7 protein-coding genes are annotated in these 14944 nt (G+C 42.1%); 1 reads left to right on the top strand and 6 read right to left on the bottom strand.

The genetic code is table 11. The features are described 5' to 3' along the window. Positions 1–23: 23 nt before the first annotated feature. On the top strand, positions 24–287 hold the full coding sequence (locus BJN41_RS07890) for a YdcH family protein (RefSeq protein ID WP_070154393.1): 264 nt from the start codon (positions 24–26) through the stop codon (positions 285–287). 290 nt (positions 288–577) lie between these two features. Here BJN41_RS07890 and BJN41_RS07885 read toward each other — a convergent pair whose 3' ends face one another. The 6 genes from BJN41_RS07885 to BJN41_RS07860 form a co-directional block, all read right to left on the bottom strand. Further along, a complete protein-coding gene (locus BJN41_RS07885; RefSeq protein ID WP_070154391.1) occupies positions 578–1816 on the bottom strand; it encodes a magnesium transporter CorA family protein in 1239 nt (412 codons plus the stop codon). 224 nt (positions 1817–2040) lie between these two features. Then, complete coding sequence (gene pnp / locus BJN41_RS07880; protein ID WP_171257431.1) at positions 2041–4128, bottom strand: polyribonucleotide nucleotidyltransferase; 2088 nt, start codon at positions 4126–4128, stop codon at positions 2041–2043. 259 nt (positions 4129–4387) lie between these two features. Continuing rightward, a complete protein-coding gene (gene rpsO, locus BJN41_RS07875) occupies positions 4388–4657 on the bottom strand; it encodes a 30S ribosomal protein S15 (protein ID WP_004975922.1) in 270 nt (89 codons plus the stop codon). Between the two features lie 817 nt (positions 4658–5474). Continuing rightward, on the bottom strand, positions 5475–7259 hold the full coding sequence (recD, locus tag BJN41_RS07870; RefSeq protein ID WP_070154460.1) for an exodeoxyribonuclease V subunit alpha: 1785 nt from the start codon (positions 7257–7259) through the stop codon (positions 5475–5477). Between the two features lie 67 nt (positions 7260–7326). Continuing rightward, the gene (locus BJN41_RS07865) at positions 7327–11046 is read right to left on the bottom strand and encodes a UvrD-helicase domain-containing protein (RefSeq protein WP_070154462.1); all 3720 of its coding nucleotides are present in this window, start codon (positions 11044–11046) and stop codon (positions 7327–7329) included. 44 nt (positions 11047–11090) lie between these two features. Further along, positions 11091–14831, bottom strand: coding sequence for an exodeoxyribonuclease V subunit gamma (locus BJN41_RS07860; protein WP_070154387.1), 3741 nt, complete (start codon positions 14829–14831; stop codon positions 11091–11093). Positions 14832–14944: the final 113 nt, after the last annotated feature.

Raw genomic sequence — 14944 nt, 5'->3', positions numbered from 1 at the left:
ATTTGATGAGAATGATCGACACAATGAAAACCAAAGACTGCAACAAGAAGATTAAAAATATGTTTCCTGAGTTTCGTGATTTAATTCAGGGATTACGCGACAGCAATCCACATTTTTCAAAAATTTTTGAAGATCACGAACAGCTTGACCGTGAAATCAGCCAGTTAGAGCTTGATCCTGTGCATCAAATTAATGATGACATTGAAGCACTGAAACGCAAAAAATTAAGACTGAAAGATGAAATGTATCATTTGCTGCGTCATGCACAAATTGATCAGTTGGCTTAACACACATACAGATCTGAACTGCAAATCCTCATACAATCAAATACAGGACACAGCAAGAAAAAGCAAAACAAGATGGCGTATTTAAACCCGAAACCCGTGTTCAAAGACCATTCAAAAATCTGCCATCTTGAGCTTAATATCCGCAATCTCGTTCAATCTGTGGATAAGCTTATCAGCCCTATGGATAACTCTTGAGCTCTGTGGACAACTTTTGCGATGAATGACCTTGTGATATCTCTATCGGATACAAAACTTTATCTATTACCATATCTGCAAGTTGAGCTTCTGAATTATTTAAGTTTAGTCAGTTTTTCGACTTCCTTTAAAGTGCCTTTCACGGTTTGCTTAATGGGTTCATAGTCTAAAAACCAAAATAAGCTCATGTGTTGATCGCTATGTTGTTGCGCCAACATATCAATCACACTTTTTTCACCCCGCCCCACCATGTGACGTCGATAGAAATAATACAGCAACAGTAAAGTGGTCATAATCATTACACCCAGCATAATCCAAAAGGCCTGTGCATGTTTTAAACCTGGCATAAACTCAAAGTTCATACCATAAATACCTGTGAACAAAGTCAAAGGTGCAAAAACTGCGGTAATGATGGCTAAAATCCGCATATTTTCATTGGTTTGGTTGGCAATGGCAGAAAAATGCAGATCAATTGCTGTTTGCACTGCAGAACGTAAGCGAATGGTATGCTTTTGAATTCGTTCAATATGACTGGTCAAATCATCCAAACGTACCAAAATAATATCCTGTCGTTCATTACGTTTTTTTCCACGTAAATGTGGGTAGTTATCGACAATTTCATCACGCAGCTCCTGCAAGGCTTCAATTTGCTCTTCACATAAATTTTCAACTTGCTGAAACGCCATATTTTCTTGCAGCAATTGATGCCAACGGGTAAAACGACGATGCCCCTGCAACAACTCTTGTTGCCAATATTCCACACGGCGGGTCAGTGGCATACGAATATCCAAATAATCATCCGCCACCAAATTCAGTAAACGCAAGGTTAAGTCTAACGGTGATGCTGCCAATTTACGTGCTTTATTCTGTTCTTCAATCGGACGTTGTACCGCAGCTTCCACACGTGACAAATAGCTTTCTATGACTTTATTGCCCTGTTCCCGCACCGTAATCAAAATCTGCGGTGTCATAATAAAGCTCATCGGCGTAGTAGCCAGTCCAAAAACCCGTTCATGTTTTTCCCCGACTTGCTGCCCTGTTGCTATACAGTCTTCAGGTGTGATCAGTTTTCGAAAAATCAATAAGTCATAATCATCTAAAGTATCAAACCCACAAGGATGCTCTATATTTAAAATATCGCGCACATGATATTCATTAAGGGATAATTGACTGAGTTGAAAAATCTCGTGTTGCCACTGTTCTGCTCGGTTAAGCACATCATCACGGGTGCAATCAATCCAGATAAATTCAGGTTCAAGCCCTTCAATTGGCTGTTTTTGCACATAAATATTGGTTTTGTGATTGGTATGCAGATAAAAATAATAACTTTGCATCGAACGGGCACTCTATTTTCAGTTTTCTTGTACGGTTTTTTGAGATTTTAAGACGTATTCAGTTTAAGCCTGCATCAGGCTTCTTTTCAAATACAGGCTGTAATTTATACCGCTTTTCATGTGACCAAGATGGTTTTTGTACGGTGCAACAAAATTTTTAGCATAAAAAACCCGCATTCAGATTGAATACGGGTTTTTGACCATTTCAGATCATCAACACAGCATTACGCTTGTTCGATGTCTTTCATGGTTAATTTGATACGACCACGGTTGTCTACGTCGGCAACCTGTACTTTCACTTCCTGACCTTCTTTCAACACGTCTGCAACATTGGCAATACGCTCATTTGAAATTTGAGAAATGTGAAGTAAACCGTCAGTACCTGGCAGGATATTGACGAACGCACCGAATTCCACAATACGGATCACTTTACCTGTGTAAATTGTACCTGGCTCGATTTCAGCAGTTAAAGCCTGAATTTTTGCAACAGCAGCTTGCGCAGCAGCTTTGGTTTCACCAAATACGCGCACTGTACCGTTGTCTTCAATATCAATTGCCGCTTTCGTTTCTTCTGTAATTTGGCGGATAGTTGCACCACCTTTACCAATTACGTCACGAATCTTGTCTGGGTTGATGTTGATCACTTGGAATGTAGGCGCATGCATTGAAATTTCTGGACGCGCACGTGAAATCACTTGGTTCATTGCATTTAAGATATGCATACGACCTGCATAAGCTTGGTTTAATGCAACTTCCATGATTTCTTCAGTGATGCCTTCAATCTTGATGTCCATTTGCAGCGCAGTAATACCGTTGGCAGAACCTGCAACTTTAAAGTCCATGTCGCCAAGGTGATCTTCATCACCCAAAATGTCAGAAAGCACAGCGAAACGCTCGCCTTCTTTCACTAAGCCCATTGCGATACCCGCAACTGGTGCTTTCAATGGAACACCTGCATCCATAAGTGATAACGATGCACCACAAACAGACGCCATAGAAGATGAACCGTTAGACTCAGTAATGTCGGATACAATACGAATCACATACGGGAAGCGATCTGCTGCAGGAAGAACTGCTTGCACACCACGACGTGCCAAACGACCATGACCAATTTCACGACGTTTAGGGCCAGATTCACGACCTGTTTCACCTACTGAATATGCAGGGAAGTTGTAGTGCAACATGAAGTTGTCAGTTTTAGTACCCGATAAGGTATCAACCATCAAGGCATCACGTGTATTACCTAAAGTGGTGGTAACCAAAGCCTGAGTTTCACCACGGGTAAACAATGCAGAACCGTGCGCACGGTCTAGAACGCCAACCTGTACGTCAAGCGCACGAACGGTTTTGGTGTCACGACCATCAATACGTGGTTTACCAGACAAGATGTTGTCACGTACGGTACGGTATTTAAGATCTTCAAAGAGTTCGTTCAAGTCATCTGCAATGCCAGTTTCGTCATTTTCAGGAACGAATTGCGCAACTGCTTCTGCTTGAAGTGCATCTAATGCAGCATAACGGTCTTGTTTGATCGCAATGGTGTACGCTTCAGAAATTTTTGCTTCAAACGCTTCTTTTAGTTTTGCACGAAGGTCTTCGTTTTTCTCTGGAGCAGTCCAAGTTGACTCAGTTGCACCTGCAGCCGCAGCAAATTCTTTGATCGCTTGAATCGCGATTTGCATTTCGTCATGACCGTAAAGCACTGCGCCTAACATTTGGTCTTCTGAAAGTTCTTTTGCTTCAGATTCAACCATCAATACAGCAGATTCTGTACCTGCAACCACAAGGTCAAGGTCAGATTGCGCCATTTGTTCAAAGTTCGGGTTAAGCACGTATTCGCCGTTGATTAAACCCACACGCGCCGCACCAATTGGGCCACGGAACGGTGTACCTGCAATTGCAAGTGCAGCAGACGTACCTAACATTGCAGCAATGTCAGCTTCCATGGTTTTGTCAGAAGATACAACAGTCGCAGTAACTTGAATTTCGTTGTAGTAACCTTCTGGGAACAACGGACGAATTGGACGGTCAATTAAACGTGAAATTAAAGTTTCTGCTTCAGAAGCACGGCCTTCACGCTTACCATAACCACCTGGGATACGACCTGCAGCATATTGTTTTTCTTGATAGTTAACAGTCAGTGGGAAGAAATCTTGACCCGCTTTTGCTGTTGGTTGAGCAACCACTGCAACCAATACAGTCACGCCACCCATAGTAATCATTACCGTGTTGGCTTGACGCGCTACACGACCAGTTTCCAGTACAACTTGGTGCTGACCAAATTGGAATTCTTTACGAATAATATTAAACATCGACATGTTTTATTTTTCCTAGTTCTTGTGAACAATTATTCTCGTGGAGACCCCTAAGGTTTGGCATTCACAATACAATTTTTAGGTAAATGACAAAGCTTAGAAGCCGACCTCACTCGAATGAAACACGAATTTTAAACACAAAGAAGGAGCGAATCATTCGCCCCTTCCACTGATCTAGCCACGGCTAGATATACTTTAGTTTTCAGTAATACAGCATTCAACATGCAATAGTCCGAAAATAAAAGCTTAAATCGAATTAACGACGTAAACCTAAAGCAGCAATCAATGCGCTGTAACGAGTCACATCTTTGCCTTTAAGGTAGTCAAGTAACTTACGACGTTGGTTAACCATACGGATTAAACCGCGACGGCTATGGTGGTCGTGTTTGTGCTCTTTGAAGTGACCTTGTAAGTCATTGATTTGAGCAGTTAAAAGCGCTACTTGAACTTCTGGTGAACCAGTGTCGTTTTCAGCACGAGCAAATTTAGCAATGATCTCTGCGCGATCTGCGTTTGTTAAAGCCATTCGATTTCTCCGAGATGCTTAATAAAAGATTTGATACCGATCAATTGATTGCTCAATTGACTGCCGTGCATCACTACAGCAAGGGCATCATTTTAAGGCAAAAACGTTCCGATTGCAAAACAGAACGACAAACACGCGCTTTAAATTTTTTAGATGTCTCAAAAAAATATGATTTATGCTAAGGGAATACTCATCATGTTAGATATAAAGTATCCAAGGAAAATAAATATACAATTGTATATCATTGATAATGCGTCACATTTTGCCAACTACTTTTCATCCACTGGAATATTTTGCCCTTAAAATAAAACAGCCCGAGCAGAGCTCGGGCTGTTTTTGCGCTGTAGTTTCTTGTCTTGTTATTCTTATTGTTTTGTTTATTGTAGTTATTTGCGCGTTTTCGCGTCTTTTTCTCTGAACATTCCTGTTCTGGGTTTCACTTCCTTGTGTGGTAGATTTTGCCATAATACAAAAGTCAAAGAAGTCGTATTTCTCGTATCTACTTGTAAGCTTTTTCTTACACCAGCTAAACTTTGTCTGTATTGTACAAGTCAACAAAATCTACAGACATAAAAAAGCCCTGTAGTCTCTCCCAAAACTACAAGGCTTAGCGGCTGTAAGTTTCCTCTTTTCACTCACGTCCTGTAAGTTCGCTGTCGATCGACAATTATCATTATTATTCTGCGATTGTGCTCAAAATCCTTATTGAGCTTTTTGTGTGAAGTCATCTTCTCAAAAAGTTACTGAAATCTCTATGCGCAAATTTCTCGAATCAATGTAAGCTATTTCGTACAAAGCCATCCATTGCTTATTTTTCTTAACAATTTAAAACGTCATCAATTCTGGCTAACAAACCACTGCTACGACGGGTGCGAATAGTCAAAGCTTGCTGCAAAGCTTGTACATCGACCAACAAACTCACCACTTTTTTAGCACGGGTAATGGCAGTGTAGATCAGCTCCTTACTCAGCAAGTTTTTTGCCGAAGCGTCTAACACCACAGCGGTATGAGTAAATTCAGAACCTTGCGATTTATGAATGGTAAGCACAAATGCAGTTTCAATATTCTTAGGCAGGCGAGTTGCAGGCACCCATTTGTTTAAGCTTGGAAAATACACTTCAAACTGGCGCTGATCATGCTGCGCTCGCATAAAACAGATGCCAATATCACCATTCGACAACCCCAGTTGATAATCGTTATAGGTCATCATGACGGGGCGTCCTACATACCAGTCACCATGTTTTGTTTGTTTTAACTGTTGCAACAAGCGTTTTTCAATTTGCACATTCAGTTGTTTCAGACCTAAATGTCCATGACGAATTGCGGTTAAAATACGGTAATCATCAAATACATTCACGACATCTGTAACATACGCTTGAAATGTTGTACTGGATTGTTCTAAGCCCAAGGTATGTGCTTTTAATACCGCCACATAAGCCTCATAACCATACATCAGCTGATCATAATAACCATCCAAATCTGTTGCAGACATTGGACTGCCTTGACTAGGTAGATATTGAAGCTGAACTTCATCGACCTGTATTTGTGCTAAATTGATTTTGCGCAACTCGGTTGCAGCAACTACCTGTTGTTCAAACTCAGCCAAAACCTGTGCAAGGGAATGCTCTTGCTGAATGAATTTGGCCATTGCGCCAATTTTAGCCCCTTCGGTAAAACGGCGTGTAGTGACTAAATTGACACGGTTATTTGCGAGTTCAGGCACTTGCTGTAAATCGGCCAATACCTTACCAACATCGACTGAAGCCAGTTGATTAGCATCACCCAACAGAATTAAACGCGCCTGCGCAGGAATAGCGGCCAATAACATCTGTGACAGGCTTAAATCCAACATCGAAGCTTCATCAACCACAATCACATCATAAGGTAAAGGCTGTTTGGCGTGAAAGCGTGGCTTGCCTGTATTGCCCAAGCCCAATAAACGATGCAAGGTCACAGGTTGTAATTGACGCAAGGCATCGACATTAAACGCTTGTAAAGCTTGACTATTTAAAGCATTTTGCAAGGCTTCCTGCATCCGCTGTGCCGCCTTGCCTGTAGGAGCCGCCATCGCAATTCGAATATTGGGTAAAGCTTGATTGAGCACCGCAATAATATGCGCCAAAGTATAGGTTTTTCCTGTACCTGGCCCGCCTGTAATAATGCTCAAACTTTGAGTTGCCGCAGTTTGTAACGCTTTTTGCTGCTGTGGATCTTGCAATAAATTAAGCTGATCGGTTTGTAATTCAAATGACAAAGGTGCCTGCGCCTGAATCCGTAAAATATCGTTGGCGACCTGATGTTCCAGTTTCCAGTAGCGATACAAATACAAACGCTGCCCGTCAAATACAAATGGCGCAATTTGTGGATCAGGATTTAAAGCGCCGCGCTGCAAGTTCATGTGCAAATGCTGCAATGCCGCCACTTGTTCTGCAGTTGCAGGAATACAGCTATCGCCTTGCTCAATGGCATCGAGTACCTGTTGCATCAAAATTTGTGCTGAAGCATCAAAAGCGACATTCCTAAACGGCTGCTGACACAGGTAATTCATCCACGCCTGCATTGGGGTTTGCTCTGAATTTAAGTGAATATGCTTGTTTTCCACACAGTTATCCTCAAAGTTATCCACAGGATAAGCAATTGTTTTATTAAGTCGATAAGCTAACTTAGCGTTATTTTTTAAGTTCAAAGTAACCCAATATTTGATCTAGTTGCAGAATAAATTCCGCATCTGGCCGCCAATGACAAACCCCTTGCCCTGCTTGCCCCTGCATACCACGCAAATACAAATAACTGGCTCCACCCAAATGTTGCCGAATATCATAATCTTGCAAACGACTGCCCAAATAACGGTGCAACGCCACCAAATACAAGGCCGCTTGTAACCAATAACTCGATTGGGTCATGTTGTGTTCAAGGTTGGTTTTTTCATAATCGCGCTGATCGGCACCCAAATAATTACTCTTATAGTCGGCAATGTGATAACACTGCCCATCAAAATAAACCAAGTCAATTGAGCCTGTCAGATAACGTGCAGTAGCGGCTTCATTTAAATCTTGAATAGGATGACCCACATCTTCAAACAATTGCTGAATCGCTTGAATAAATAAACGCTGATCTGCCAACGCCAAATAGAATGGAAACTCTGATAAATAATGTGCTGTAGATAAAGCCGAGAGCTGGAAAGTATCGTGCAAAGGCGTATTCAACACATCCTTCAGCCACTCGGTCATGTGCGCAAAAATATCTGCTTCCTGCACAGTCGCGCTGCCTTTGGCAGTGTCGAGTTTTGCAATCAAATCTACCAATAACACATCTGAATTAAACTCTTTGTCGTTATGAAAACGGCGTTTGACTTCTTCAAAAATGTCATCATGACTGGCTTGAAAGTCGATATATTCAAAGAGTTTATGTAAAAAACTCCCCGCTTGAGTACCACGCTGAAAATTAGCTTTGATCCATGCAATCGGTTGAGCCACCTGTACGATTTCCTGTTCCGTTTCGACAGGTTCCTGATTGATTTCGTCGGCAGCAGCAGCCTGCTCCTCGCTTGCCAATGCCAAAGTATCGCTACGCATGGCGGCAGGTAAATGTTGTGCCAAGCCACTAAAACTGGTTTTGGTTCGTGGATAAAAGCGACGCTGCGGAAAATCTGCAGCTTCAATCTTAATTTCTTGCACTTGTTCAAGTTGTAATGCTGCCGCTAATTGTGTCAGAGGTGCTTCATCACAGCTCCATGCTGCTGCAATTTCTGCTGAACTTGGCGCTTGTAAACGCCAGACATTTAAACCAGCAGATTTTGGTGCAGCCTCTTTTTTACCTTCTTTTGCAGGCGTAGGCTGTTTTAGCATCGCATAGACCCGGTAACTGGCACGGGTGAGTGCCACATACCAAAGCCGATTCAACTCTGCCAAACGGCGCTCACTGTGCTGCTGCATTGCTGTGGCATCTATGTCTTTATGTTTAATGGCAATGATACGTTGCTCAATGCCTTGCTCTTCCTGCGTTGCAAACACCAAAGCAGACTTGTCAGATTTGGGCGGCTGATCTGCCGACATCAAAAAGACCACTTTAAACTCCAAGCCTTTGGACTGGTGAATGGTCATCAATTTCACGCCTGCCGCATTAGAAAGTTTTCGTTCAATTTCCCAATCGCGTTTGGCAGGTGATTCAACTTGCTGTAAATACCAGTAATACAGCATGTAAGCCCCTTGATGGCGTTCACTTTGACGACTCAGCAATTCGGTTAAATGGCGTAAATTCACCACATGCCGTTCATTGTCAAAACTGCGTTTTGCCACCAAATTTTCCCAAATTTTAAATAAGTTCAGGCAGTAATTCCATGCGGTTAAAAAGCCTTTATTGACCCACATTTCACGAATGCAATCGAAGTCATAAATAAACTGACCCAAACCTTGTTGCTCAAGCTCAATCAACTGTTGCAGGTTATAGCCCAACAAACGTGTCAGCAAGGCACGCTTGACCTTGGCTTCATCATAAGGATGTAAAATTGCGGTTAAAATTGCCGCCACATCTTTGGCTAAAAAGCCTGTAAAAACACTGCGCTGACTACTTCTATTAACCTGAATTCCAATCCGTTCAAGCTCGTATTGGGCTTGGTCAAGCTTTTTATGACTGGTCGATAAAATGGCAATATCATCGGCTTGCAAAGCAACTTTGCCTTCAGAATGATCAAAATATAAATCGCCTGCGATACCTTGATTTAATAACTCACGAATTTTTCGTGCAATTTGAATGGACTCATCCTGTTCATGTTCCACTGTTACCCAACGCAGCGGTGCGGGATTGGCCTGTTGCCGATCCATTAAGGCAGGATGAGGACGTGAACCAGCAATAACAGGATCATAAATCACTTTTTCACCAAAAGCGGGTTGGCGTTGAAATAACTCRTCCACCACACTGACCAGCTCTTTCACTGAACGATGATTTTGTCTGAGCGAGTAAATGCGACCTTGTTTTTTCAGCACATCATCGCGGGCATTGTTATAGGTCAGCATATCACCACCGCGGAAACCATAAATCKCCTGCTTAGGATCGCCCACCATAATCATACAACCACGCGCATACCACTTCGGATTACGCCAAATTTGTGCCAGCATGTCATCTTGATCTTGGTTGGTATCCTGAAATTCATCCACCAAAATCAGTGGATAACGCGTATGCACAAACTGTGCAAAACGCTGCCCACGTTCTCCCTGCAAAGCTTCAGCTAAACTGCGAATTTGTTGGGCAAAAGTGGTTTCCCCTTTTTGCTGTAAAAGTTGCGGTAAACGCTGTTTGACGTGTTGTACCAAATAGAATTTTAAATTGGTATCCACCAATTCAATTTGACGCTCAAAATTAAGTTTGGCATCCACCACTGCTTTAATTTTACGGATCACAGGATGATCAAAAAAAGCATCTTGCACCTCTTGCGTACATGGTGCTTTCGGATTGTTAAAAATTGATTTCCTGAGCTTACCGTCTTTAGTGAAATAAAGTGCAAAGACCGCATTAAACAACGCAGCAAGATGTGAATTAAAAAAATGTTCTAAAGGATTGTGCTTAATTTTTTCAATCAGTTTTGGCAAAGCATCCGTAAAAATTTGATGTATTACAGCCCCTTGTTCACCTGCCACAACCTTAGAAAAACCAAAAGTATATTCACCATCATAATATTCTTTTAATTCTTCAATTTGTGGGATGGTGATACTGGTTAAATTCTGCAACGCCTCTGCTAAATCTTGTACCTCCAATTGTGCCTGATCTATGCCCTGAATCTCTGCCGATGCAAAATTCAAACTGGTATTGACCAGCCCCTCATAGTCTGCTACAGATTTCAACCGCCCACATAACAGCATATAGTCCACAACATGCTGAGGCTGTGCTTGAATCCATTCACGCAGCACATCATGCAGCAATTGTTCGGTATAGACCGATGCTTGGTCGGTAATATTGGCGCGCTCAATTTTGCCGCTTTCAAAGGAAAATTCACGCAATAATTTTTGGCTAAAGCTATCCAGCGTTCCGACAAATAATTCATCGAGTTGTGCAATCACCAACCTCAAACGTGAACTGGCATAGTCCAGTTTTAAGCGATATTCCTGCAGAACATTTTTGAGTAAAGGATCTTGTAGTTGTGCAATTTTCTCTGCAAGGGCGCGTTGATCTAAAGACTGGTTTAAACACTGATCGATATATTGTTGGGTTTCAAGCAAACGTGCACGAATACGACTTTTTAGCTCGGCTGCTGCGGCACGGGTAAATGTGGTCGCAATCACCTGATTAGGCAAATAATCTTTCAGGAAAATCCGCACCATCAAACTAGATAAAGTATAGGTTTTTCCTGTACCTGCCGATGCTTCAATCCAATGCAAGCCTTTAAATTGCATCTCTTGAATTGGGTCATAACAAATTGGGAATGGGCTAGATGAGTTCACGCAGATTCCCCTTGTTTTTGAAGATTTTTCGCAGATTCATAATTTTCAATGATGGGCTGATACAGTCGATGGCTATATTGCTGAAATGCCTCAATCAACAACGGTTCAGTTTCACTGTCTTGAAAAATAAATGACCAGTCTGGGTGATTTTTCTCACTTTCATCAATAAAGCTCCTCCTAGCACCGTCATGCCAATGTTTTACGAAGCTTTCCATATTCAAAACTTGATCGGACTGAGCTTCATCCCACTGAATTTCAAATTCTTTTTTATCTTTCATTTTTAAAACCAAAGCCGCAGGCAATAACACAGGATATTGCTGTGCGTGTTTCCAGAACTCAAACCACTGGGCTAAATACTCGTGTGCTTGCTGTGCATGGATATTGGCAAAATGAATCACCGCATCTTTACACACCACAATCCGCTCTAAATCTTGCTGTTCTGTGTTCTGATAAGCCACCCAGAACAGATATTCCAACCATACTTCGGCATATTTTTTTGGTCTGGCACTCGCTGCCACCACGCTACACCAAAGCTTTGTCGGCTGTTCAGGCACTTGAATACGGATATGCAGATGCGGATTCATTTTCCAAAGCTGTTGCGTTGTTGTGGTTGCCTCGTCTGCAAATTGCTGGAGTGTGTCACGTAAATATTGCTGTTCTTGCAGTCCCGTTTGAAACGTGGCATTTAAGGTTTTACCCACAGGCAAGGTATCTTGCAACAAGCTTTCTGCATCTTGCTCGCCATGTTGCAGTAAAAAATCACGCACACTATATTTTTCCAAGCCATTTAAAATCAGCRGCTCGTGGTTCATTGCAGCARTGTCGGATTGTAAATTTTCGACCCCAATCGCTTTTAAATAGGCACGCGCAGGGAAACACACATCTCGAATCCATTGCATACTGTCGAGTACCACCATGTCTTGTGGCAATAATGGATATTCACCAAACCATGCTTCGCGTGGTGTGGTTTCTTGCTGCATTTGTTTGGCAACCCGATACCATTGATCTTTAAAGCGAACTTCACGGCTTTCGGCAAAACGCAGTTGATCAAAAGGTTGCAAACTATGTAAGTGATAAAGAGATTTCAATTGTGCGGGAATCTCGACACCATTCAAATTTAAGCGTGAATCGCTAGCGTCATCAGGATGTTTCACAATCAACTCCAAATGCTGCACAAATTCCTGCACCAGCACGGATGGATCGCGCACCTCGCCATCACTGACATCAAAACCGTTATAAAATAACCAAACACTGTCTTGCGCCAACAATAAACTATCTAAAAATGCCCCTTGATCATCCTCAATGCGTGAACGATCTCCCAGTTGTGGTTTTAATAATTGCATCAAATCAAAAGCCAATTGCTGGTCACGACTTGGGAACACGCCATTATCCAAATTCAACATCACAATCAGCTTATATGGCAGTGGACGAATTGCACCAATTTGGCTAAAGGTAATGGCGCCCGATGGGCTGGCTTGTTCGAGTTGGGTTTCGAGCTGGGCTGAAATTTCTTGCAGAATATAATCGAGCGGTAAGCTTAATTGACGCAAATCTTGACCCGATTGTGCATCAAAATAACTGGCTAAGGTCAACATACGATCATGTTTTTGCACCAAACTAAACACCGATGCCAACACATCTACCCCAGCATCCTGAAATTCACTCAAATCTTGCATCAGTTGCTTGAGCCAATATTCCACCGTTTTGGCTTGCCCCAATTCATGCTGAATCAGCCAATCACGGCGCTGTGCAAAATCCTGATAAATTTGAATCAGTTTAAAGATCAACTCAAAATCGCTGCTTTGCACATCAGCATAACTTAAAGTGTGTTGAACCACGCAATGCTCTGGCACTGCAACGCCCAAAGCCAAACGATCTAAAGCAAACTTTAAGCTAAACCGATAATCTTGATCATCTGCACTCAGACTACGTTTTAAATGCTCGGCATCCAAACCACGTTTAAAACCCGCATTGGCCAACAACTCATTCATGCGCTCAATATTATTTAAATTCAAGGCGTAACGCTGTTGTGTCGCAGCCAAACTCAACCAGTCGCCAAACTCTTCAAAGCTAAAACGTCCTTGTACCAACGTGATACGCCCAACCACTGCTCGCCATGCATTATGAATATCTAAAGAGCTGATGCCTGCAATTTGAATAGGCAAATACACACTGTCTTGAGTCAGTTGATGCCCTAAAGTGGCTTGATTTTGCTGTGCTTTTTGTTGTCCTTTCTGATAAAGATCACGCTCACTTGGCGGTGCAGCAAATACGCTGCGAATTAAAGACTCTTGTTCTTTGAGTTTCGGACTCAATACCAAAATATCACTGGCTTGGCGGCTGTCATCTTGTCCAAGCCACGCAATTAAATGATCTTTGAGAACCTCAAGCTGACGTAAACTTGAATGGCACACATGAATCTGCAGTGACTCATCGGCAGGGTCTAAGTCATACGCCTGCGCGGCTGGCTCAACCAAATTCAACACATCCGATTGAATTTTACCCAGTAAATGTTGCGGCTCTTCTTCAGGGAAAAGATCGTACCACTCGCCTTCGTCACCACTCGATAACGCCGCCAACAAAGAAAAGTGATCCCGCGCCTGTTTGCCAAAACGTGTTAGCAAGGGATGATGTGACTCACGCATATCAGCATTAAATTCACCATTATATTTTTTGATATACGCAGCAATATCATCATCACTTACCGCTTTATTTTGACTTTCCATCTCACGAATAAAACGACTTTTGATTCGCGCATCCATGTTTAATTTCCATTTAGGATCGACCATGTCTGCCCAATATTCTTGCGATGGGTTGTAATGCAGAATAAAAATATCCATATACTGTGCCAAACGGCGAATAAACCACAATTGACTTGGCGGCAAGTCTAATAAGGTAAAAATCACCAACTGTTTGGGTAATTTGTTCATACACGGATTTGGATTTTCAGGATCGCCCAAGGCTTGCCAAAATTGCTGGTCAATCTCCTGCATTTTTTCGAAATCCGCATGAAAAATATGCGACCATAACCAACTTTGCCATTGCTCTAATTCTTCGGCTTGCGCTTGAGTAAATGCAGCTATTTCCAATGCCGCTTGTTTTTCTTCTTCACTCGCAAAGTTTTTAGGGGTATAAATTTGCTGCTTTAAATTCAGACGTTTCTGCTGCCCCCAAACCGCCAACCAATTGCTTTGGCATTGGCAGACTCCCTCGCAGCCTTTTTGACAAAAACCACGATAAACCATGTAATTGCTAAATAACCGCGAAACTTTATCTGCCACCCAATACAGCATATTTTGCTTTTTAAGCTGCTTTTCTAAACCTTGTGGCAACTGCTCTGCACTGTCATAAATTCGTTGGATCAAAGAATGTAAAGCATGCTCGGCAGGCAATGGATTTTGTTCATGTTGTATCCACGGTTGCAAGTTATAAAACACACGCCATTGCATCACAATACGTGGAATATTTGCCTGACGAACCCGATCTTTATCATCTAAAACTGCCTGATAAGCCGCCCATTGAAAGGCACGAATACGATGATGAAATTCAGTATTGGCACTAATGCCTTTTTGTTCAGCAATTTTTTCCGTTAGCCATTTCTCTACAGCTAGCGAAGGTACAATAAAATGCTGAGTTTGTAGGACCTGAAGCGGATTTGATGTCGGTTGACGTATGGTTTTCAACATTTCATTGACTAAAACTTCTATACGTTGACTTTGTATGACATGAATCGCCATCAGCTGCCCTTAAATTTATTTAAAAAGAAAGTACGAGAAGGCAGTTGATCTGTCACTCGCCTAAGTACAACAAAAGAATAAAGATTATTAGCTGTACACTTACAATGGTATAT

This window comes from Acinetobacter towneri (assembly GCF_001758345.1).
Taxonomy (GTDB): domain Bacteria; phylum Pseudomonadota; class Gammaproteobacteria; order Pseudomonadales; family Moraxellaceae; genus Acinetobacter; species Acinetobacter towneri_A.
Note: the sequence above shows the minus strand (reverse complement) of the source record. Positions and strands in the feature narration are given on the sequence as shown.

Excerpts from the sequence above, each read along its gene's own strand:
- BJN41_RS07890 (WP_070154393.1), top strand. The coding sequence starts at position 24 with ATGAAAACCAAAGACTGCAACAAGAAGATTAAAAATATGTTTCCTGAG.
- BJN41_RS07885 (WP_070154391.1), bottom strand. The coding sequence starts at position 1,816 with ATGCAAAGTTATTATTTTTATCTGCATACCAATCACAAAACCAATATT.
- pnp (WP_171257431.1), bottom strand. The coding sequence starts at position 4,128 with ATGTTTAATATTATTCGTAAAGAATTCCAATTTGGTCAGCACCAAGTT.
- rpsO (WP_004975922.1), bottom strand. The coding sequence starts at position 4,657 with ATGGCTTTAACAAACGCAGATCGCGCAGAGATCATTGCTAAATTTGCT.